This is a genomic window from Pseudomonas sp. MOIL14HWK12:I2, from assembly GCF_000510745.1.
GTDB lineage: Bacteria > Pseudomonadota > Gammaproteobacteria > Pseudomonadales > Pseudomonadaceae > Chryseomonas > Chryseomonas oryzihabitans.
Window position 1 is genome coordinate 479,143 of the sequence record NZ_KI783313.1, and the last position, 18,707, is coordinate 497,849.

Genomic DNA, 18,707 nt, shown 5'->3' on the forward strand with positions numbered 1-18,707 from the left:
GGTCGCGGCGGCCTGATGCAGGCGGGATCGTTAACTTCAGCGTAACGATTCCGCCTTCAGGTTGATTGAACGCCAGGGAGGCGAGGTCTAGGGTGACTCCACGACAGGTGATTCGTGGAGACTCCAATGACAACGACATCCCACCCACCGGCTCGGATCGCCAGGCGCCGCCGTGACAAGCAGCAGCGCCTGGACCGGGTGGCCGCGCTGGCCGATGGCAAGGTGCTGCCCACCGCATCCATCGTCGCGGCCCTGGAACAGCTGCTCGCCCCCGGCGACCGGGTGGTGCTGGAAGGCAACAACCAGAAGCAGGCCGATTTCCTCTCTCGCAGTCTCGCCCAGGTCGATCCGGCCCGGCTGCATGACCTGCACATGATCATGCCCAGCGTCGGTCGCGCCGAGCACCTGGATCTCTTCGAACGCGGCATCGCCCGCAAACTGGACTTCTCCTTTGCCGGCACCCAGAGCCTGAGGATCAGCCAGCTGCTGGAAGACGGGCTGCTGGAAGTGGGCGCCATCCACACCTACATCGAACTCTATGCCCGGCTGCTGGTGGACCTCATCCCCAAGGTGGTGCTCAGTGCCGGCTTCATGGCCGACCGCGCCGGCAACATCTATACCGGCCCCAGCACCGAGGACAGCCCGGCGCTGATCGAGCCGGCGGCCTTCAGCGACGGCATCGTCATCGTCCAGGTCAACCAGCTGGTGGACGACGTGTCCGAGTTGCCGCGGGTCGACATCCCCGCGGACTGGGTGGATTTCGTGGTGGTGGCCGACCGACCCTTCTATATCGAGCCGCTGTTCACCCGGGATCCCCGCCATATCAAGCCGGTGCATGTGCTGATGGCGATGATGGCCATCCGCGGCATCTACGAGCGCCACCAGGTGCAGTCGCTCAACCACGGCATCGGCTTCAACACCGCAGCCATCGAACTGATCCTGCCCACCTACGGCGAGCGCCTGGGCCTCAAGGGCAAGATCTGCCGGCACTGGACGCTCAATCCCCACCCCACGCTGATCCCGGCCATCGAGAGCGGCTGGGTGGAAAGCGTGCACTGCTTCGGCACCGAGCTGGGCATGGAGGGCTACATCGCCCAGCGCCCGGATGTCTTCTTTACCGGTCGCGACGGCTCGCTCCGCTCCAACCGCCTGCTCTGCCAGCTGGCTGGTCAGTACGCCGTCGACCTCTTTATCGGCGCCACCCTGCAGGTGGACGGCGATGGCCATTCCTCCACCGTGACCCGCGGGCGCCTGGCCGGCTTTGGCGGCGCGCCCAACATGGGTCATGACCCGCGCGGCCGCCGCCATCCCACCCCGGCCTGGCTGGACATGCGCCAACAGACGGGCGACAGCGCCCCGGCGCTGCTGGAGCGCGGCAAGAAGCTGGTGGTGCAGATGGTCGAGACCTTCCAGGAAGGCGGCAAACCCACCTTCGTCGACACCCTGGATGCCGTGGAGGTGGCGCGCAAGAGCGGCATGCCGCTGGCGCCCATCATGGTCTATGGCGACGACGTCACCCACCTGCTCACCGAGGAAGGCATCGCCTATCTCTACCGCGCCCGCTCCCTGGAAGAGCGCCGGGCGATGATCGCCGCCGTGGCCGGGGTCACCGCCATCGGTCTGCGCAGCGATCCGACCGAAGCGCGGCGGCTGCGCCAGGAAGGCCTGGTCGCGCTGCCCGAGGACCTCGGCATCCGCCGCACCGACGCCAGTCGCGAATTGCTCGCCGCCAAGAGCATCGGCGAACTGGTGGAATGGTCCGGCGGCCTCTATCAACCCCCGGCCAAATTCAGGAGCTGGTGATGCCCGCCCTCGCCCGTCTTGCCCCGTCTCCCGCCGAACGCCTGGCCGACCTGGCCGTGACGGCCCTGGTGGACGAAGCCGAACTTTCGCCCAAGCCGGCCCTGGTGGATCGTCGCGGCCAGGGTGCCCACCAGGACCTCAGCCTTGGCCTGATGCTGACCTCCGCCCAGGCGCTGAGGCCCTGTTTCCAGGCCATGGCCGAAGCCGCCGAGCTGGGGCTGCCCGCGGCCGACCTGCGCCGCCTGATCGGCCGCCTGGGTCGCGATGGCGAAGCCGCGATGCTGAGCGTGACCGGTGGCGTCAACACCCATCGCGGCGCCATCTGGGCGCTGGGGCTGCTGGTGACGGCGGCCATGCATTGGCGTCCTGGCTCTGCTGAGGCCTTGTGCCTTGCGGCAGGTCGCCTGGCTAGCCTCCCGGATCCTGATGCTCCCAGCACTCTGCCGAGCCATGGCCAGCGTGTCGCCCAACGTTATGGCGTCGGCGGCGCCCGGGCTGAAGCCGCCGCCGGCTTTCCCGCCATCCACCAGCGCGGCCTGCCGCAACTGCGCGCCAGCCGCCAAGGGGGTGCCGGCGAGCAGAACGCCCGCCTGGATGCCCTGCTGGCGATCATGACCCGGCTGGACGACACCTGCGTGCTGCACCGCGGCGGCCCCGTAGCCCTGGCGACCATGCAACAGGGCGCCCAGGCGGTGCTGGACGCCGGTGGCAGCGCCAGTCTGGCCGGCCGCCGCCAGCTGCTGGTCCTGGACCGGGAGCTGCTGGCCGCCAATGCCTCGCCCGGTGGGGCCGCCGATCTGCTGGCCGCCACCCTTCTCGTCGATCGCCTGGAGCCACGGCTCCCTGGAGACCTCTGATGGAACATTTCAGCTGCAGCTATCCGGCCAGCCAGCGCCGCCGGGGTCGGGCCCTGGTGGGTTGCGTCGGCTCGGGGGACCTGGAGGTCCTGCTCGAACCCGCCAACGCCGACTTCACCCTCAGGGTGACCACCTCGGTCAATGGCAGCGAACCGCGCTGGCGCGCCCTCTTCGACCGGCTGTTCGCCGCCCGTGACGACCTGCCGGCCCTGACCCTGGACATCCACGACTTCGGCGCCACCCCCGGCGTGGTGCGCCTGCGCCTGGAGCAAGGTCTGGAAACCCTCGACCTGGAGGAAGCCGCCCATGTCTGAAGCCACCCTTCCCGACGTGCAGGAATTGCTGCACAGCCGCAGCTTCGTCGAACTCGGTGCCCGCGAACGGGCGCGCACGGTGCTCGACGCCGGTAGCTTTCGCGAGCTGGTCGGGCCCTTCGAGCGGCTGATGTCGCCCTGGCTGCCCAGGCAGGGCATCGTCTGCCAGGCCGATGACGGCGTGGTGGTGGCCAAGGGGCTGATCGACGGCCAGCCGGCGGTGGTCTGCGCCATCGAAGGTGCCTTCCAGGGCGGCAGCATGGGCGAAGTGAGCGGCGCCAAGATCGCCGGGGCGCTGGAGCTGGCCCTGGAAGACAATCTCGCCGGCACCCCGACCCGTGCCGTGCTGCTGCTGGAAACCGGCGGTGTACGGCTGCAGGAAGCCAACCTGGGGCTGGCGGCCATCGCCGAGATCCAGGCCGCCATCGTCGCCCTGCGCAGCCACCAGCCGGTGATCGGTGTCATCGCCGGCAGCGTCGGCTGCTTTGGTGGCATGTCCATCGCCGCGGGGCTGTGCAGTCAGCTGATCGTCACCCGCGAGGCCCGCCTGGGCCTCAACGGGCCCCAGGTGATCGAGCAGGAAGCCGGGATCGAGGAATACGATTCCCGCGACCGCCCCTTCATCTGGAGCCTGACCGGCGGCGAGCAGCGGGTCGCCACGGGCCTGGCCGATGTCTTCGTCGCCGACGACAGCGCCGCCGTGACCGCCGCCATCCGCCAGGGCTTCACCCGGGGCGTTGCCGGCGCCTTGCGCAGCCAGCAGGCCGAACACTATCTGACGCGTCTTGCCGATCTCGACACCCGTCCCCAAGCGGACGCCGCCGCGGTCCGTGACCTCTATGCCGGAGACCAGCCATGAGCACCCAGCCTTCGCAACGCGGCCTGATCTGGTTCCAGGCCCTGGCCGGTCAGGGCGAGGCCGTCAACGGCCTGCCTGCCTCCCTGCGCGTCGCCGACCTCGAACTGGCCGGACGCCCCGCGCGCTGGCTGGCGGTGGTAGCGGATGCCGACAATCCCTTTCCCCGCGCCCGCCAGGGCGAGGTGGGCCTGCTGGAGGGCTGGGGCCTGGCCCGGGCCATCCAGCAGGCCATCGCCGAAGATCGTGACGCCGCGGTGAAACGCACCCTGATCGCCCTGGTGGACGTGCCCAGCCAGGCCTATGGGCGCCGCGAGGAAGCCTATGGCATCCATCAGGCCCTGGCCGGGGCCGCCGGGGCCTATGCCGAGGCGCGTCTGGCCGGGCATCCGGTGCTGGGCCTGCTGGTGGGCAAGGCCATGTCCGGCGGCTTCCTTGCCCATGGCTACCAGGCCAATCGCCTGCTGGCCCTGCGCGATCCCCAGGTGCAGGTGCATGCCATGGGCAAGGCCTCGGCGGCGCGGGTCACCCTGCGCAGCGTCGAGGAGCTGGAGCGCCTGGCGGCGGACATCCCGCCCATGGCCTATGACCTGGACAGCTATGCCTCCCTGGGCCTGCTCTGGCGCCAGCTGGAAGTGGCCCAGCCCGACCAGCCCTCGGCCGAAGCTGTGCAGCAGGTGCGCCAGGCCCTGGCCGACGCCCAGGCGGATGTCCTGGCCAGCGGAGCCACCGATCTCAGGCTGCGGCTGGATGGCGCCAATCGCGCGGCCTCTCGCGAGGTGCGCGAACGCCTGAGAGCGGAATGGAGCGCGTAATGGGCGGGCGGTCGATGGGAGCCCAATACAGACCCCACGACCTGCTCTGGGGCCTGACGCCGGATGGCCTCTCGCCGGAAGCCCCGGCCTGGGCGGCAGAGGTTGTCCAGGCCGGGCTGCCGGTGGTAGTCCGCCGTGCGGTACCCGAAACAGACCTCATCCCGGTCGGCCTGCGCGGCACCACCCGCGCCGAACGGCTGGCGGCCTGGCTGGAGCCTGCTGCCGTGAGACGCCAGCTCTCACCCGAGGCGCTGAGAGTCTCCAGTGATTGCCGTCACCTGCCCGTCTTCTCGACCCTGGCCTTTATCGAACCGCTATTGGATGACCTGGGGCTGCCCTGGGGGCCCACCGGCGCTGCGGGTTATGAATTGGCCTCCGGCTGGCCGGCGCTGCATGCCGGGAGCGATCTGGATCTGCTGATCCGCTGCGCCGCTCCACTGTCGCGCGACCAGGCCCGGGCCTTGCTGACGTCCCTGCAGGGGCAAGCGCTGTGTCGTCTGGACATCCTGCTGGAAACTCCGCTCGGCGGCGTGGCCCTGGCCGATTGGGCCGGAGAGGCCCCACGCGTGCTGCTCAAGACCACTGCCGGCCCCGGGCTGGTAGGCGATCCCTGGCCGGAGGCGCGCGCCGCATGAGCACCCTCTTCCAGTTTCCCGGCCAGGGCGCCCAGCGGCCCGACATGCTGCACGCTCTGCCCGACGACGCCGAGATCCGGCGGACGCTGGCGGAAGCCGCCGAGGTGCTGGACACCGACCCCCTGAGCCTGGACTCCGCCCAGGCCCTGGAACACACCCGCGCCGTGCAGCTCTGCCTGCTGATCGCCGGCGTCGCCACGGCGCGCCTGCTCTTGAGTCGCGGCCCGGCGCCGCAACTGGTGGCCGGGCTGTCCATCGGCGCCTATGCCGCCGCGGTGGTGGCCGAGGCCCTGGGCTTCGCCGATGCCCTGCGCCTGGTGGCCCGCCGCGGTGAATTGATGCAGGCGGCCTACCCGTCCGGCTACGGCATGCTGGCGATCCTTGGCCTGGGGCGCGGTGCGGTCGAGAAGCTGGTCTCTGACCACCAGCGTCCTGACGCGCCGCTGTACCTGGCCAACGCCAATGCCGAGCAGCAATACGTGGTGGCGGGGAGCGACGCGGGCCTGGCCACGCTGGCCGAGGCGGCGCGCACCGAGGGCGCGGCGGCGGCCAAGCGCCTGGCCATGAGCGTGCCCTCCCATTGCCCGCTGCTGGCGGAGGCTGCCACGACCCTGGACCAGGCCTTCGCCGGCGTCGAGCTGCGCGCGCCGCGCCTGGCCTATCTGAGCGGTACCTCGGCACGGCGGCTGGTGCGCGCCGAACAGCTGCGCGACGACCTGGCCTTCAACATGGCGCGGCCCATCGAATGGCACGCCACCCTGGAAGCCGCCCGCGAGCGCGGCGTGCGCCTGGCCATCGAGCTGGCGCCGGGCAGCGTGCTCACCCAGCTGGCCAGGCGCGTGCTACCCGCCAGCGGCGTTCTGGCCTGGCAGGATACCCACCCCGATACCCTGGACGCGCTGCGGCGCGAGGAGGCGGCGCGACTGGACTGAGCTTTTCGCACGAGTCGGCCGCCCTCACCCCGGCCCTCTCCCAGAGGGAGAGGGGGTAAGAGCGGGAGCCGTGCCAGGCTTACACCCAACCTACAGGAACAACGGAGACCTTCAGACAGGGCGGCTGCCCTCACCCCTGCCCTCTCCCTCAGGGAGAGGGGGCAAGAGCGGGAGCGCTGCCCCAGGCTTCACCCCACCCCAAGCACAACCGAGGACAACAACAATGATCATCTACGGTGTAGCGCTTCTGGCCGTCTGCATGCTTGCAGGCGTCATCATCGGCGACTTCCTGGGCGTCCTGCTCGGGGTCAAGTCCAATGTCGGCGGGGTGGGCATCGCCATGCTCCTGCTGATCTGCGCCCGGCTCTACATGGAGCGGCATGGCGGCATGAGCAAGGAATGCGAATTCGGCGTCGGCTTCTGGGGCGCGCTGTACATCCCGGTGGTGGTGGCCATGGCGGCCCAGCAGAACGTGGTCACCGCCCTGCACGGCGGACCGGTGGCGGTGCTGGCCGCCGTGGGCGCCGTGGGGATCTGCGGCTTGACCATCGCCCTGATCAGCCGCAGCCATCGCGGCGAACCGCTACCGCCCTTGCCGGACGCCGCCGTGGCCCCCGCGCCAGCGGTCACCCATGCCGCACCGGTCGGAGGTCGCTAGGATGAACGACATCATCACCAAAGCCCTGCAACACAACGGCCTGGTCGCCGCCTTCGCGCTGATCGGCCTGATCATGTGGATCTCGGTGATCCTTTCGCGCCGACTGACCTTTGGCCGGGTGCACGGCTCGGCCATCGCCATCGTCATCGGCCTGGTGCTGGCCTGGGTCGGCGGGACCGTCACCGGGGGCCAGAAAGGCCTGGCCGACCTCGCGCTGTTTTCCGGTATCGGTCTGATGGGCGGCGCCATGCTGCGCGACTTCGCCATCGTCGCCACCGCCTTCGAGGTCCAGGCCACCGAGGCGCGCAAGGCCGGAATGATCGGCGCCGTGGCCCTGCTGCTCGGCACCGTGCTGCCCTTCATCGTCGGCGCCGCCGTGGCCTGGGCCTTCGGCTACCGCGACGCGGTGAGCATGACCACCATAGGCGCGGGCGCGGTGACCTACATCGTCGGCCCGGTGACCGGCGCCGCCCTGGGCGCCAGCTCCGACGTCATGGCGCTGTCCATCGCCACCGGCCTGATCAAGGCGATCATCGTCATGGTGGCGACGCCCGCGTCGGCGCGCCTGCTGGCGCTGGACAACCCGCGCTCGGCGATGGTCTTCGGCGGTCTGGCCGGCACCGTCAGCGGCGTCACCGCGGGGCTCGCCGCCACCGACCGCCGCCTGGTGCCCTATGGCGCCCTCACCGCCACCTTCCATACCGGCCTGGGCTGCCTGTTGGGTCCGTCGCTGCTGTTTTTCTGCGTGCGGGCGCTGGTGGGTTAGTTGCGCGCGTACATCCGGCATTCGGCGACGAAGGCCAGCAGATTGGGATCGCGCTCGCGGCTGCGCAGAAAGACCGCGCCGATGCGCTGCTGCAGCCGGTAGCGCGGGGCCAGGGGCAGCAGCTTGAGGCGGTTCTGGTAGACCGCCTCGACCCGCCCGGGCAGCAGGGCGTAGCCCACCCCGGAGCTGACCATGCTCATCAGCGAGAAGATGTCGTTGACCTGCATGATCACCTCCGGCTCGAAGCCGGCCTGGGCGAACACCTGGCGGCCGTCGCGAAAGGTGGCGAAGCCCTGGGTCAGGGTCACGAAGGGCACCCCGGCGAGATCGCGCAGGTCCACCTCGGCCTGGTCGGCGAAGGGCGAGTCGCTGGGTGCGGCCAGGAAGATGTCGTCGCTGAACAGCTCGACGCTCTCGCAATCGGCATCCACCACGGCGTCGTCCAGGGCCACCAGCATGGCGTCCAGCTTGAAGTCGTGCAGCTGTTCGGCGAGATCGGCGTTGGAACCCAGCACCAGGTCGATGTTGAGTTCGCTGCGCCTGAGCTTGAGGCCCATGATCAGCTGGGGCACGGTCTTGACCGTCAGCGAATAGAGCGCACCCAGGCGAAAGCGATCGGCCGAGAAGCCCGCCGCCTGCCGGGTCAGCCGCACCGTCTCGGCCAGGTCCTGCATCAGTCGCTCGGCCCGCGCCTCCAGCACGAAGGCGCCGTCCAGCGGCGTCAGGGTACGCCCCTCATGCTTGAACAGCGGACAGCGCAGGGCGTTTTCCAGTGAATGGATGGCGCGGTGCACGCTGACATGGCTGGTGCCCAGCTCGGCGGCGGCCCGCGCCAGATTGCGACTGCGCATGAAAGCCAGAAAGATCTCCAGCTTGCGCAGGGTGAGTTCATCGGTATCGGACATGGCGGCCAGCGGGCGGTGAGAGACAGCTGATCACCTTGCCCGGATGGGCGGGCGGCGTCGAGTCTTCGAATCGCCCTGGCGGCGCCTGGCTTCCTCAGTGCACTCCCTGAGGTAACCAGGCGCCCTTTCCCCGCCCTACAACCAACCCTTGATCTGCTGGCAGACCGCCGTGGTGGAGATGCCGTAGCGGTCGTGCAAGGTCGGCAGCGCGCCGGCGTCGAGGAAGGCGTCGGGCAGCGCGATCTGGCGGAAGGTGGGCGTCACGCCGTTGCGCAACAGGGTGGTCGCGACGGCCTCCCCCAGGCCACCGATCAGCGAATGATTCTCCGCCGCCACCACCAGCCGCCCCGGCTTGCGGGCTTCCGCCAGGAGGGTCGCTTCGTCCAGCGGCTTGATGGTCGGCACGTGCAGCACCGAGACGTCCACGCCATCCGCGGCCAGGGCCTCGGCGGCCTCCAGGGCGCGCATGGTCATCAGGCCGGTGGACACCACCAGCACGTCGCGACCGGGGCGCACCACCTGGGCCTTGCCCAGCTGGAAGCGGTAGTCGTAGCGGTCCAGCACCAGGGGCACGTTGCCGCGCAGCAGGCGCATGTAGACCGGCCCCTGGTGGGCGGCGATGGCCGGCACCGCCTGCTCGATCTCCAGGGCATCGCAGGGGTCGATCACCATGAGGTTGGGCATGGCGCGAAAGATCGCCAGGTCGTCGGTGGCCTGGTGGCTGGGGCCGTAGCCGGTGGTCAGCCCGGGCAGGCCGCAGACGATCTTGACGTTGAGATTCTCCTCCGCGATGGCCATGCAGATGAAGTCGTAGGCGCGGCGCGAGGCGAACACCGCATAGGTGGTGGCGAAGGGCACGCAGCCTTCGCGGGCCATACCGGCGGCGGCGCTCATCAGCAGCTGCTCGGCCATGCCCATCTGGTAGAAGCGCTCGGGATGCGCCTTGGCGAAGATGTGCAGGTCGGTGTACTTGGCAAGGTCCGCGGTGAGGCCGACGATGTCCTGGCGCTGTTCGGCCAGGGCCGCCAGGGCATGGCCGAACGGGGCTGGTCGGGTCGGCTGGCCCTCGGCGGCGATGCTGGCGATCATCGCCGAGGTGGTCAGGCGTGGCTTGGTGGCGGTGGTAGTCATCAGAAGTCCCTCCCGGCATCCAGGGCGTCGAGGGCCAGGGCCCATTCGTGCGCCTCGACGCGGATGAAGTGAGTCTTGTCGCGGGTTTCCAGGAAGGGCACGCCCTTGCCCATGCGGGTATCGCAGAGAATGATCCGGGGCTGCGCGCCCGGGTGCTGGCGAGCCCGGTCGAAGGCGGCGACCAGCGCCGCGCGGTCGTTGCCGTCGACGCGCTGGACGAACCAGCCGAAGGCCTGCCAGCGCTCGGCGAGGGGCTCGAAGGCGAGGATCTCGCGGCAATGGCCGTCGGCTTGCTGGTTGTTCACGTCCACCAGGGCGATGAGATTGTCCAGTTGCCAGTGGGAAGCCGACATGGCCGCTTCCCAGGTGGCGCCTTCGTTGAGTTCGCCATCGGAGAGCAGGTTGTAGACGAAGGATTTCGACTGCTTGCGCTTGAGGCCGAGGCAGGCGCCCACGGCGATGCCCAGGCCCTGGCCGAGGGAACCGCCGGTGATCTCCATGCCGGGGGTGTAGGCAGCCATGCCCGACATGGGCAGGCGGCTGTCGTCGCAGCCATAGGTCTCCAGTTCTTCCTGCGGCACGATCCCGGCCTCGATCAGCGCGGCATAGAGGGCGATGGCGTAGTGGCCGATGGACAGGTAGAAGCGATCGCGCCCTTCCCATTCGGGCTCCTGGGGCTGGTAGCTCAGGGCATGGAAGTAGGCGACCGCCAGGACGTCGGCGACGCCCAGGGCTTGGCCGACATAACCCTGGCCCTGGATCTGGCCCATGCGCAGGGCATGGCGGCGGATGTTGTGGGCGCGCTCGGCCAGCGAGAGCGTTGCGGGTTGTGGCGAAGAAGCGGTCATGATCTGTACCTCGATTAGCGATTGACCAGGGCGGCGGGAATGCGCAGGACCAGCGTGGCGCCGATCACCAGCACCCCGGTGATGAGGAACATGCCGATGGCGCTGGAGCCGGTGCTGGTGGTGATCCAGCCGATCAGGTAGGGCGAGCAGAAGCCGGCCAGGTTGGCGAAGCTGTTCACCGCGGCGATGCCGGCGGCGGCGGTGACCCCGCCCAGCAGCGTGGTGGGCAGCATCCAGAACAGCGAGGACGCGGAGAGGATGCCGGCCGCGGCCAGGCACAGGCTGAGGATCGACAGGGTGACGTTGTGGCCGAACACCGCGGCGAGGCTGAGGCCGCAGGCGCCCAGCAGCATGGGAATCACCAGGTGCCAGCGGCGCTCGCGGTGCCTGTCCCCACTGCGCCCGGCCAGCAGCATGGCGACGATGGCGCACATATAGGGCAGGCTGGTGAGCAGGCCGATGTGCAGCGGATCGGCGACCCCCGAATTGCGCACCAGGGTCGGCAGCCAGAAGGTGATGGCGTACTGGCCCATGACCACGCAGAAGTAGATGGCGGCCAGCAGCCACAGCCGGCGATCACGGATGAAGTCGCGCACGCTGGCGTGTTCGGTCTTGTGCTGGTTGTCCTCGGCCAGCTCCTTCTGGATCAGCGCCTTTTCCTCGTCGTCCAGCCAGGTCGCCTGGTGCACGCCATCCTTGAGGTAGCCGAGCACCATCAGCCCCACCACCACCGTGGGGATGGCTTCGATGACGAACATCCACTGCCAGCCAGCCCAGCCGTGGACGCCGGCGAACTGATTCATGATCCAGCCCGACAGCGGTCCGCCGATCATGCCCGACAGCGGAATGGCGACGAACCAGAGCACCGTCATGCGGGCGCGGCGGTAGGAAGGAAACCAGTAGGTGAGATAGAGCAGCAGGCCCGGCGCCAGGCCGGCCTCGGCCACGCCGAGCAGGAAGCGCAGCAGGTAGAACTGCCAGGCCGTCTCGACGAAGGCGAACATCCCGGAAAGGATGCCCCAGGTGATCATGATGCGGGCGATCCAGCGGCGGGCGCCGACCTTGTGCAGGATGATGTTGCTGGGCACCTCGCAGAGAAAATAGCCGAGGAAGAACATGCCGGCGCCAAGGCCGTAGACGGCTTCGCTCAGGGCCAGGTCGTTCATCATCTGCAGCTTGGCGAAGCCGACGTTGACCCGGTCCAGATAGGCGCAGAAGTAGCACAGCATCAGGAAGGGCATCAGCCGCCAGGCGGTCTTGCGATAGGCGTTGGCGCGCGCCGAGGTGGCCGCTGCCAGGGTGAGCGTAGTCATGGTCTGATCTCTTGTTGTTATGGACGCCGCAGACGCGGCGCCCTTGTCGATGCAGAGCGTTGAAAACGAGGGGGCGATCAGTGGATCAGCATGCCGCCGTTGACGTCCAGGGTGACGCCGGTCAGGTAGCCGGAGAGATCGCTGGCCAGGAACAGCGCGGCATTGGCCACGTCCCTGGGCTCGCCCAGGCGACCCAGGGGGATGCCGTCGATGATCGACTGGCGGCGCTCGTCATGCATCAATCCGCCGGTGATATCGGTCTGGATCAGGCCGGGGGTCAGGGCATTCACGCGGATGCCGTCCGGCCCGAATTCCCGCGCCATGGCCCTGGTCAGGCCCAGCACCCCGGCCTTGGCGGCGCTGTAGTGGGGACCGCCGAAGATGCCGCCGCCGCGCTGGGCGGACACCGAGGACAGGCAGACGATGCTGCCACCGCCCTGCTCGCGCATGGCCGGGATCACCGCCTGGGACATCAGCAGGGTGCCGCGCAGGTTGACGTCGAGGATACGGTCGTAGTCGGCGCGGCCGATCTCCAGGGTCTTCACCGGCTGGGTGATGCCGGCGTTGTTGACCAGCACGTCGAGGCGACCGTAGTGGGCGAGCGCCTGGTCGACCGCGGCCCTGACCTGGGCCTCGTCGGCCACGTTGGCCGCCAGGCCCAGGTGACCTTCGCCGAGGCTGGCAGCGGCATCCCGCGCGGCGCTGGCATCGAGGTCGAGGATGATGACCCGCGCGCCCTGGGCGGCAAAGGCCTGAGCGGTGGCGCGGCCAATACCGCGGGCGGAGGCGGCGCCGGTGACGAGGGCGATCTTGTCTTGCAGCAGCAGGGAATGCAGGGGCATGACGCTATCCTTCTTGTTGTTGTGGAGGGCTGTCGCTGAGGGCCAGAGTGCCCTCGCCCCAGGGCCCCAGCAACGCAGCCTGCGTCAGACCGTGCTGAATAAAATTCATGCCTGCGGCTTGGCAGTCGGGTCTTACCACCTGAGAATCGACCTCGAACTGGCCACAGGACCCGCGACTCATGGATTCCGGCAAGACGCTTTCCCTGCCACCCCTGAAAGCCCTTCAAGCCTTCGAGCAGACCGCCCGCTTCGCCAACGTCGCCCGCGCGGCCGAGCAACTGGCGCTGACGCCCTCGGCGGTCAGCCATCAGCTGGCCAAGCTCGAAGCCCTGGTGGGGCGCGCCCTCTTCGTCCGCGGCGCGCGCGGCATGACCCTGACCCCGGCCGGGGAGCAATACCTCGAAGAGGTCAGCGAGGTGCTGCATCGGCTGGCCATGGCCACGGATCGCGCCGCCAGCGATGCCGGCCTGGAATGCCTGCGCCTGCACTCGGCGCCGAGCTTCGGCCTGCTCTGGCTGATGCCACGGCTGGAACAGTTCCGCCAGAGCCATCCCGACCTGCAGATCAATCTCTCCTGCTCCTACGAATCCCTGCATTTCAGCCGCGACAAGGTCGACATCGACATCCGCCACGGCCTGCCCAGCTGGCCGAACCTGGAGATCCGCACCCTGCAGCGCGAACGCCTGGCGGTCCTGGCCGCACCGCAGTTGCTGGAAAAACGTCCGATCCAGTCGCCGGCGGATCTGCTGCACAGCGAGCTGATCCTGTCCGAGGCCACCCTGATGAAGTGGCCCAACTGGTTCGCCCAGCAGGGCCTGGCGCTGCCGGAACGCCCCTACACCCTGAGTTTCGATCGCTCCTACATGACCCTGGAAGCCGCCCGCCATGGCCTGGGCTTCGCCCTGGAGAGCACGGTGCTGGCAGCGGACTATCTGGCCCGCGGTGATCTGGTGCGGGTGCTGCCCCAGGACGACGACCTGCCGGTGGCCGCTCACCATCTGGTGTTTCCCCGGGCGCACTCGCGCTACGCCCGGGTGCGGCGCTTTCTGGACTGGCTGCAACAGGAACTGGGCCAGCCCTTCGAGTACTAGAGCACCTGCAGCCGCTCCCTGAGCAAGTCGACGAAGGCCTGGGCCGCCGGGGTGAGGCTGCGCCCGGTGGGGGTCAGGATGCCCAGCGGCCGGGCCAGGCTCTCGCCGCGGACCGGCAGGGCCACCACCGGGGCCTCGCCACCCGCCGATTCCGGCAGCAGGGCCAGGCCCTGCCCGGCCGCCACCAGGGCCAGCAGGGTGCTCATGTAGTTGGCCTCCAGGGCCGCCACCAGGCGCAGGCCGGCGGCGGCGAAAGCGAAGTCCAGGCACTCGCGCACGCTGCTGTCACGCCCCGTGAGCAGCAGGGGCACGGCGTCCAGTTCGGCCAGGGTAATTTCGGTGCGGCCTGTCCAGGGATGGTCGCGGGGGACGAACAGCTGCAGGTGATCGACGTACAGCGGCTGGAAGTCCAGGCCCACGGCCCGTGGGCGGACGCCGATGCCCAGGTCCACCTGCCCTTCCCTGACCAGCGCCTCGACCCGGCCGGCCACCACGTCCTGCAGGCGGACCTCGATGGCCGGATGACGGGCCTGGAAGGTCTTCAGCAACTCGGGAAAGGGTCCCATGAAAAAGGACGGCAAGGCCGCCAGGGTGATCCGCCCGCGGCGCAGGCCGGCCAGGTCCCGGGCGTGGGTCTGGACATCGCCCAGGTCCACCAAGATGCGCTCCAGGGGGCCGCGCAATTCTTCCCCGGCGGTGGTCAGCTGGACCCGCCGCGGGGTGCGCTCCAGCAGTTGCACCTCCAGCCAGGCTTCGAGTTGCTGGATCTGCACGGTGAGCGCCGGGGGTGACAGGTGCAACTCCTCCGCCGCCCGGGCGAAGGAGCCCTGGCGGGCCACGGCGAGAAAGGCCTGCACATGCTGGAGCAGATTCTTCATTTTGTTTTTCTGAACGCCGCTTCGGAAGATTCCAATTTACAGGACATCGGACGTCTTCGAATACTGGACCCACAACAACAAAACCTCCCGTGCGCCCGCCTGCCGCGCCACGGTCCAAGGAGTCCGCCATGCTCGCCCTGCTCGGTGTCGTCACCATTCTCGCGTTGCTCGTCGCGGTCATGAGCAAACGCGTCTCGCCCCTGGTCGCCCTGATCGTCATCCCCATCGCCGCGGCCCTGATCGGTGGCTTCGGCCTGGGCACCAGCGCCTTCATCATCGCCGGCATCAAGGGTGTCGCCCCGGTGATCGGCATGTTCGTCTTCGCCATCCTGTTCTTCGGCATCATGACCGACGCCGGGATGCTCGATCCCATCATCGACCGCATCCTGCGCACCGTCGGCACCCGGCCGACGCGCATCGTCTGCGGCAGCGCCCTGCTCGCCCTGCTGGTGCACCTGGACGGCTCCGGCGCGGTGACCTTCCTGGTGACCATTCCCGCCATGCTGCCGCTCTATACCCGCCTGGGCCTGGACCGGCGCATCCTCGCCTGCGTGGCCGCCATGGCCGCCGGGGTCAACTTCCTGCCCTGGACCGGGCCGGTGCTGCGCTCGTCGGCCGCCCTGCACGTGCCGGTGGCCGACCTCTTCCAGCCGCTGATCCCGGTGCAGCTGGTGGGCCTGGCCTTCGTCTTCGCCAGCGCCTGGTGGCTCGGGCGGCGCGAGGAGAAGCGCCTGACCCTGGCTGGCCAGGCGCCGTGGCTGGCCGGCGGCGGCGCCGGTGCCGCGCCGGAGCGGGTGCTCAGCGAGGCCGAACGTGCCTTGCGTCGCCCGCAGCGCTTCTGGATCAACCTGCTGCTGACCCTGGTGGTGATGGGCGTGATGATCGCCGGCTGGGTCGATCCAGTGGTGATGTTCATGCTTGGCACCGTGGCCGCGCTGTGCCTGAACTACCCCTCGGTGGACGCCCAGAAGGCGCGCATCGACGCCCATGCCAAGACCGCCCTGACCATGGCCAGCATCCTCTTCGCCGCCGGGGTCTTCACCGGCATCATGCAGGGCAGCGGCATGCTCAAGGCCATGGCCCAGGTGGCGGTGGCCGGCATCCCCGCCGGGCATGGCCAACTGATCCCGGCGGTGGTGGGTTTCCTCTCCATGCCGCTGAGCCTCCTGTTCGATCCGGATTCCTTCTACTTCGGCGTCATGCCGGTGATCGCCGAGGTTGGCCGCAACCTGGGAGTCGATCCGCTGCAGGTGGCCCAGGCCTCGCTGCTCGGGGTGCACACCACCGGCTTCCCGGTCAGCCCCCTGACCCCGGCGACCTTCCTGCTGGTGGGCCTGTGCAAGCTGGACCTGGCCGATCACCAGCGTTTCACCATCCCCTTCCTGTTCGCGGCCTCGGTGCTGATGACCCTGGCCGCCCTGCTCCTGGGAGTCTTCTAGATGAGCCGTCTTCTTCGCATCGGCTGCGGCGCCGGCTATTCCGGCGATCGCATCGAACCCGCCGTGGAGCTGGCCGAGCACGGCCGGCTCGACTACCTGGTCTTCGAATGCCTGGCCGAACGCACCATCGCCCTGGCGCAACAGGCGCGGCTGGCCGATCCCGAGGCCGGTTTCGATCCGCTGCTGGAAGCCAGGATGCGCCGTATCCTGCCGCTGCTGAATAAGGCCGGACGGCCGCGCCTGCGAGTAGTCACCAACATGGGCGCCGCCCATCCCTCCGCCGCGGCGCGCAAGGTCGCGGCCCTGGCGCGGGAGCTGGGCGTAACCGGTCTGAAGATCGCCGCTGTGGCCGGCGACGACGTGCTGGCCCAGTTGCCCGCCGACGCCCGGCTGGACAACGGCCAGACCCTGGCCGAACTGGGCGACCGATTGATCTCGGCCAACGCCTACCTGGGCGTGGAAGGCATCGTCCAGGCCCTGCAGGCGGACGCCGATGTCATCATCACCGGGCGGGTGGCCGATCCCTCGCTGTTCCTGGCGCCGCTGGTGCATGAATTCGGCTGGGCGGCAGATGACTGGGAGCGTCGCGGACGCGGCACCCTGGTCGGCCACCTGCTGGAATGCGCCGGCCAGGTCACCGGTGGCTACTTCGCCGACCCTGGCTACAAGGACGTCCCCGACCTCGCCCGCCTGGGCTTTCCCCTGGCCGAGGTGGACGCCGACGGCCAGGCGACCCTGACCAAGGTCGCCGGCTCCGGCGGCTGCGTGACCCCGGCGACCTGCACCGAACAACTGCTCTATGAGGTCCACGACCCGGCGGCCTACCTGACGCCGGACGTCACCGCCGACTTTTCCGGCGTCGCCCTGGAGCAGTCCGCACCCGACCGGGTCGCGGTCAGCGGGGCCCGGGGCAAGCCGCGCCCGGAACAGCTCAAGGTCTCGGTGGGCTATCGCGACGGCTGGCATGGCGAAGGCCAGCTCTCCTACGCCGGACCGGGTGCCCTGGCGCGTGCCCGCCTGGCAGCGGAAGTGGTACGCGAACGCCTGCAACTCTGCGGCGTACCGGTCGAGGAATTGCGCTGCGAACTGATCGGCTGTGATGCGCTGCATGGAGAAACCCTAGCGGCCAGGGCCGCTGGCGAACCCTGGGAGGTGCGCCTGCGCGTCGTCGGCCGCTGCGCCAGCCGGGCGGCGGCGGTGCAGATCGGCAACGAGGTGGAAACCCTGTACACCAATGGCCCGGCTGGCGGTGGCGGCGCCACCAAGGCGGTCCGCGAGATCATCGCCGTGGCCTCGCTGCTGTGGCCGCGTGCGGCCGTCACCCCTGCCCTGGAGCTGGAGACGCTGCCATGAAATTGCGCGAGATCGCCCACGTCCGTACCGGCGACAAGGGGGACATTTCGAACATGGCGGTGATCGCCTATCGCCGCGAAGACTTCGACCGCCTGCGCCAGGCGCTTACCGCGGAACGGGTCGCCGCCTGGTTCGCCGACAGTCGCCCGGCCGATGCCGCGCCGGTGCGCCGCTACGAATTGCCGGCCCTGGGCGCGCTGAACTTCGTGCTGCCCGGTGCCCTGCGCGGCGGCGTCACCCGCTCGCTGGCGCTGGACGCCCACGGCAAGGGCCTTGGTGCGGCGCTGCTGGATCTGGAGCTGGAGGACTAGAGACGCCGCTCAACCCGGAGTACCGACCCCCGCGCAGGGCAGCCGCGTCAGCAGAACGGTATCCTTGTCGAGGGGCACCTGGGCACCCTTGCGTCTGAGTTCGTTGATGGCGTGCAGCAGGATCAGATTGACCTGTTCCACCTCACGCATGTCGTCCGCCTTCAGCAGGCGCGACACCCGCACATTGCGATCGGCCTCGATGAGGGTGATCAGCAAGCCGTCGCTGCGCCGCTCCAGCTCGTGGCGCACGGGCGGATCGAGTTGGGCCAAGCGTTCATGCAACCTGTCCATCAGCAGGGCTCCCGGAGGAACGTCACCCTGTTCAGGCTAGCCGCCTCGGTGGAGAACGCAAGGCCTCTACTCGGGACCTGTCCGCCGACGGGAGATACCAGCGGGTTCTGAGCAGGCGCTGGCGCGGAAGCAGGACGCAAGGCTGTCACGAAGCTGCCATCCACTACCGGCACGCTGGACCTCTTGACCACCACGCCGTGGCAGAGGCCCATCCATGGATACTCGTCCCGCCATCCGTCCGCTCGATCCTTTCGCCACGCCATCGCAAAGGCTGGCGCTGGCTAACGACCTTGACCACTGCCGCTCCGCCGAGGCGCACGGCCAGCGCATCGCGCTGGCCACCCAGCGGCTGATCGCGCTCGGGCATCGACGAATCCTGCTGGTCACCGCCGGTGAGCCGCCAATCGCCGACTTGCAGGCTCACAGTCAGGTCATGCTGGCGGAGGGGTTGCCCCTGTTGCCCTGCCTGGAGCTCGATCCGGCAGCCATCCTGTGTGGGCCGGAGCTCGCCACCCGCCTGCAAGGCGCTGCTCCGACCGCCCTGCTCTGCACCCGGGCTATCCTGGCCCAGACACTCCAGACCGCCCTCTACCCTGGCGCGCTACGCTCGCTGACCATCACCGGTCCCGAAGCGCGTACTGGGGCAGATAGCGCGTCCTGGCACTAGCT

General features: G+C 69.3%; 21 protein-coding genes. 14 read left to right on the forward strand and 7 right to left on the reverse strand.

Going from position 1 to position 18,707, the window contains the following annotated elements; translation table 11 throughout:
- Positions 1-126: 126 nt before the first annotated feature.
- The 9 genes from mdcA (at position 127) to madM (ending at position 7,636) form a co-directional block, all read left to right on the forward strand.
- Positions 127-1,803, forward strand: a complete 1,677-nt coding sequence (mdcA, locus tag PSK12I2_RS0118540) for a malonate decarboxylase subunit alpha (protein ID WP_027599546.1) — start codon at positions 127-129, stop codon at positions 1,801-1,803.
- Positions 1,803-2,660, forward strand: a complete 858-nt coding sequence (locus PSK12I2_RS0118545; RefSeq protein ID WP_027599547.1) for a triphosphoribosyl-dephospho-CoA synthase — start codon at positions 1,803-1,805, stop codon at positions 2,658-2,660. The genes mdcA and PSK12I2_RS0118545 overlap by 1 nt, the downstream gene beginning before the upstream one ends.
- On the forward strand, positions 2,660-2,974 hold the full coding sequence (locus PSK12I2_RS0118550; protein ID WP_027599548.1) for a malonate decarboxylase subunit delta: 315 nt from the start codon (positions 2,660-2,662) through the stop codon (positions 2,972-2,974). Before PSK12I2_RS0118545 ends, PSK12I2_RS0118550 begins: the two co-directional genes overlap by 1 nt.
- Positions 2,967-3,833, forward strand: coding sequence for a biotin-independent malonate decarboxylase subunit beta (locus PSK12I2_RS0118555; RefSeq protein WP_027599549.1), 867 nt, complete (start codon positions 2,967-2,969; stop codon positions 3,831-3,833). Before PSK12I2_RS0118550 ends, PSK12I2_RS0118555 begins: the two co-directional genes overlap by 8 nt.
- A complete protein-coding gene (gene mdcE, locus PSK12I2_RS0118560; protein ID WP_027599550.1) occupies positions 3,830-4,645 on the forward strand; it encodes a biotin-independent malonate decarboxylase subunit gamma in 816 nt (271 codons plus the stop codon). The genes PSK12I2_RS0118555 and mdcE overlap by 4 nt, the downstream gene beginning before the upstream one ends.
- A gap of 14 nt (positions 4,646-4,659) precedes the next feature.
- A complete protein-coding gene (locus PSK12I2_RS0118565; RefSeq protein ID WP_027599551.1) occupies positions 4,660-5,280 on the forward strand; it encodes a malonate decarboxylase holo-ACP synthase in 621 nt (206 codons plus the stop codon).
- Positions 5,277-6,212, forward strand: coding sequence for a malonate decarboxylase subunit epsilon (gene mdcH, locus PSK12I2_RS0118570; RefSeq protein WP_027599552.1), 936 nt, complete (start codon positions 5,277-5,279; stop codon positions 6,210-6,212). The genes PSK12I2_RS0118565 and mdcH overlap by 4 nt, the downstream gene beginning before the upstream one ends.
- 223 nt (positions 6,213-6,435) lie before the next feature.
- Positions 6,436-6,870, forward strand: a complete 435-nt coding sequence (madL, locus tag PSK12I2_RS0118575; RefSeq protein ID WP_027599553.1) for a malonate transporter subunit MadL — start codon at positions 6,436-6,438, stop codon at positions 6,868-6,870.
- A 1-nt stretch (position 6,871) separates the two neighbouring features.
- Entirely contained in the window at positions 6,872-7,636 is a 765-nt protein-coding gene (gene madM, locus PSK12I2_RS0118580; protein ID WP_027599554.1) for a malonate transporter subunit MadM, read from the forward strand.
- Here madM and PSK12I2_RS0118585 read toward each other — a convergent pair.
- The 5 genes from PSK12I2_RS0118585 to PSK12I2_RS0118605 form a co-directional block, all read right to left on the reverse strand.
- The gene (locus PSK12I2_RS0118585) at positions 7,633-8,541 is read right to left on the reverse strand and encodes a LysR family transcriptional regulator (protein WP_027599555.1); all 909 of its coding nucleotides are present in this window, start codon (positions 8,539-8,541) and stop codon (positions 7,633-7,635) included. The two genes, madM and PSK12I2_RS0118585, sit on opposite strands and share 4 nt — an antisense overlap.
- Positions 8,542-8,676: 135 nt before the next feature.
- The gene (locus tag PSK12I2_RS0118590) at positions 8,677-9,672 is read right to left on the reverse strand and encodes a transketolase family protein (protein ID WP_007158546.1); all 996 of its coding nucleotides are present in this window, start codon (positions 9,670-9,672) and stop codon (positions 8,677-8,679) included.
- Positions 9,672-10,520, reverse strand: coding sequence for a transketolase (locus tag PSK12I2_RS0118595; protein ID WP_027599556.1), 849 nt, complete (start codon positions 10,518-10,520; stop codon positions 9,672-9,674). Before PSK12I2_RS0118595 ends, PSK12I2_RS0118590 begins: the two co-directional genes overlap by 1 nt.
- Positions 10,521-10,534: 14 nt before the next feature.
- Positions 10,535-11,833, reverse strand: coding sequence for an MFS transporter (locus PSK12I2_RS0118600; RefSeq protein ID WP_007158548.1), 1,299 nt, complete (start codon positions 11,831-11,833; stop codon positions 10,535-10,537).
- A gap of 77 nt (positions 11,834-11,910) precedes the next feature.
- Positions 11,911-12,660: an SDR family NAD(P)-dependent oxidoreductase gene (locus PSK12I2_RS0118605; RefSeq protein ID WP_027599557.1), complete on the reverse strand. Its 750-nt coding sequence runs from the start codon at positions 12,658-12,660 to the stop codon at positions 11,911-11,913.
- 194 nt (positions 12,661-12,854) lie between these two features.
- On the opposite strand from PSK12I2_RS0118605, the gene PSK12I2_RS0118610 reads away from it, so the two are divergent.
- Positions 12,855-13,766 (forward strand): LysR substrate-binding domain-containing protein, encoded by a 912-nt coding sequence (locus PSK12I2_RS0118610; RefSeq protein ID WP_027599558.1) that lies wholly within the window; start codon positions 12,855-12,857, stop codon positions 13,764-13,766.
- Here the strand turns inward: PSK12I2_RS0118610 and PSK12I2_RS0118615 are convergent.
- Positions 13,763-14,644, reverse strand: a complete 882-nt coding sequence (locus PSK12I2_RS0118615; protein ID WP_027599559.1) for a LysR family transcriptional regulator — start codon at positions 14,642-14,644, stop codon at positions 13,763-13,765. The two genes, PSK12I2_RS0118610 and PSK12I2_RS0118615, sit on opposite strands and share 4 nt — an antisense overlap.
- A gap of 128 nt (positions 14,645-14,772) precedes the next feature.
- Between PSK12I2_RS0118615 and PSK12I2_RS0118620 the strand changes: the two genes are divergently transcribed.
- The 3 genes from PSK12I2_RS0118620 to PSK12I2_RS0118630 are packed head-to-tail and all read left to right on the forward strand — an operon-like array spanning position 14,773 to position 17,747.
- Positions 14,773-16,083 carry a CitMHS family transporter gene (locus PSK12I2_RS0118620; protein ID WP_027599560.1) on the forward strand — a complete coding sequence of 437 codons (1,311 nt, stop codon included), beginning with the start codon at positions 14,773-14,775 and terminating at the stop codon, positions 16,081-16,083.
- The gene (locus PSK12I2_RS0118625; protein ID WP_027599561.1) at positions 16,084-17,436 is read left to right on the forward strand and encodes an acyclic terpene utilization AtuA family protein; all 1,353 of its coding nucleotides are present in this window, start codon (positions 16,084-16,086) and stop codon (positions 17,434-17,436) included.
- Positions 17,433-17,747 carry a hypothetical protein gene (locus PSK12I2_RS0118630; protein WP_027599562.1) on the forward strand — a complete coding sequence of 105 codons (315 nt, stop codon included), beginning with the start codon at positions 17,433-17,435 and terminating at the stop codon, positions 17,745-17,747. The genes PSK12I2_RS0118625 and PSK12I2_RS0118630 overlap by 4 nt, the downstream gene beginning before the upstream one ends.
- Before the next feature lie 9 nt (positions 17,748-17,756).
- Here the strand turns inward: PSK12I2_RS0118630 and PSK12I2_RS0118635 are convergent, their stop codons facing one another.
- The gene (locus tag PSK12I2_RS0118635; RefSeq protein ID WP_027599563.1) at positions 17,757-18,038 is read right to left on the reverse strand and encodes a hypothetical protein; all 282 of its coding nucleotides are present in this window, start codon (positions 18,036-18,038) and stop codon (positions 17,757-17,759) included.
- A gap of 214 nt (positions 18,039-18,252) precedes the next feature.
- On the opposite strand from PSK12I2_RS0118635, the gene PSK12I2_RS0118640 reads away from it, so the two are divergent.
- Positions 18,253-18,705, forward strand: a complete 453-nt coding sequence (locus PSK12I2_RS0118640) for a hypothetical protein (RefSeq protein WP_027599564.1) — start codon at positions 18,253-18,255, stop codon at positions 18,703-18,705.
- Positions 18,706-18,707 lie beyond the last annotated feature (2 nt).

Bases quoted from the DNA above. Each gene is read 5' to 3' on its own strand.
- mdcA (WP_027599546.1), top strand. From the start codon at position 127: ATGACAACGACATCCCACCCACCGGCTCGGATCGCCAGGCGCCGCCGT.
- PSK12I2_RS0118585 (WP_027599555.1), bottom strand. From the start codon at position 8,541: ATGTCCGATACCGATGAACTCACCCTGCGCAAGCTGGAGATCTTTCTG.
- PSK12I2_RS0118550 (WP_027599548.1), top strand. From the start codon at position 2,660: ATGGAACATTTCAGCTGCAGCTATCCGGCCAGCCAGCGCCGCCGGGGT.
- PSK12I2_RS0118600 (WP_007158548.1), bottom strand. From the start codon at position 11,833: ATGACTACGCTCACCCTGGCAGCGGCCACCTCGGCGCGCGCCAACGCC.
- PSK12I2_RS0118625 (WP_027599561.1), top strand. From the start codon at position 16,084: ATGAGCCGTCTTCTTCGCATCGGCTGCGGCGCCGGCTATTCCGGCGAT.
- PSK12I2_RS0118595 (WP_027599556.1), bottom strand. From the start codon at position 10,520: ATGACCGCTTCTTCGCCACAACCCGCAACGCTCTCGCTGGCCGAGCGC.
- PSK12I2_RS0118630 (WP_027599562.1), top strand. From the start codon at position 17,433: ATGAAATTGCGCGAGATCGCCCACGTCCGTACCGGCGACAAGGGGGAC.
- PSK12I2_RS0118545 (WP_027599547.1), top strand. From the start codon at position 1,803: ATGCCCGCCCTCGCCCGTCTTGCCCCGTCTCCCGCCGAACGCCTGGCC.
- PSK12I2_RS0118620 (WP_027599560.1), top strand. From the start codon at position 14,773: ATGCTCGCCCTGCTCGGTGTCGTCACCATTCTCGCGTTGCTCGTCGCG.
- PSK12I2_RS0118635 (WP_027599563.1), bottom strand. From the start codon at position 18,038: ATGGACAGGTTGCATGAACGCTTGGCCCAACTCGATCCGCCCGTGCGC.
- PSK12I2_RS0118590 (WP_007158546.1), bottom strand. From the start codon at position 9,672: ATGACTACCACCGCCACCAAGCCACGCCTGACCACCTCGGCGATGATC.
- PSK12I2_RS0118565 (WP_027599551.1), top strand. From the start codon at position 4,660: ATGGGAGCCCAATACAGACCCCACGACCTGCTCTGGGGCCTGACGCCG.
- madM (WP_027599554.1), top strand. From the start codon at position 6,872: ATGAACGACATCATCACCAAAGCCCTGCAACACAACGGCCTGGTCGCC.
- mdcE (WP_027599550.1), top strand. From the start codon at position 3,830: ATGAGCACCCAGCCTTCGCAACGCGGCCTGATCTGGTTCCAGGCCCTG.
- mdcH (WP_027599552.1), top strand. From the start codon at position 5,277: ATGAGCACCCTCTTCCAGTTTCCCGGCCAGGGCGCCCAGCGGCCCGAC.
- madL (WP_027599553.1), top strand. From the start codon at position 6,436: ATGATCATCTACGGTGTAGCGCTTCTGGCCGTCTGCATGCTTGCAGGC.
- PSK12I2_RS0118610 (WP_027599558.1), top strand. From the start codon at position 12,855: ATGGATTCCGGCAAGACGCTTTCCCTGCCACCCCTGAAAGCCCTTCAA.
- PSK12I2_RS0118555 (WP_027599549.1), top strand. From the start codon at position 2,967: ATGTCTGAAGCCACCCTTCCCGACGTGCAGGAATTGCTGCACAGCCGC.
- PSK12I2_RS0118615 (WP_027599559.1), bottom strand. From the start codon at position 14,644: ATGAAGAATCTGCTCCAGCATGTGCAGGCCTTTCTCGCCGTGGCCCGC.
- PSK12I2_RS0118640 (WP_027599564.1), top strand. From the start codon at position 18,253: ATGGATACTCGTCCCGCCATCCGTCCGCTCGATCCTTTCGCCACGCCA.